The sequence below is a fragment of the Enterococcus sp. HMSC078F03 genome (assembly GCF_001811595.1).
Classification (GTDB): Bacteria; Bacillota; Bacilli; order Lactobacillales; family Enterococcaceae; genus Enterococcus; species Enterococcus faecalis.
The window spans coordinates 1-605 of the sequence record NZ_KV805583.1 but is presented as its reverse complement, the minus strand read 5'-3'; the positions used below and the strand labels follow the sequence as shown (position 1 = coordinate 605).

Here is a 605-nt window from a genome sequence, read left to right as displayed (position 1 = left end):
TCAGATTTAACCGCCAAAATCGTCCAAGATGGCGCCGGACGAGACATTTATCGCGCCAGTGTCAAAGTGGACGGCAGAAAAACTGCCAAGGAAGTCATCCAAGCATTAAAAGCAGAAAGTCCGGCCATTTATACGCGAGAATATCAAGCCAACAATGGCATCATTGAGTTTGACATTCGTTCTGTCAATCAAGAAGAAATGAACAAAATCGTGCAACGATTACAAGAAATTATGGACACAAAGGAGAAATAAGTCATGTCATTAAAACCTAATTATTTAGAAGAACGCATTTGTTTAAACGTCTTAGCCAATTCAGTAGAAAATGCCCAAGCCTGTTATGAAGCAGCAGAAGGGCATGTTGTGTTAGGCGTCCTTTCAAAAAACTATGAAACCGATGAAGCAGCTATTGAAGATATGAAAAAATACCAAGCAGCAACCAACAACGCTTTATCTGTCGGCTTAGGGGCTGGCGATCCTAATCAAAGTCAAATGGTGGCTCGCTTATCAGAAGTTCTACAACCGCAACACGTGAACCAAGTCTTCACAGGTGTCGGCGCTTCGCGGGCCTTACTTCGTCAAGACGAAACAGTGATTAATGGCTTGGT

At 42.8% G+C, this 605-nt stretch carries 2 protein-coding genes; both read left to right on the top strand.

The genetic code is table 11. From position 1 onward, the window contains the following. The coding region (locus tag HMPREF2810_RS10965) for a hypothetical protein (protein WP_048958528.1) at window positions 1-252 on the top strand (252 nt) is incomplete at its 5' end. A gap of 3 nt (window positions 253-255) precedes the next feature. Continuing rightward, a partial coding sequence (locus tag HMPREF2810_RS10960; protein ID WP_141750871.1) for a KDGP aldolase occupies window positions 256-605 on the top strand: 350 nt, incomplete at its 3' end.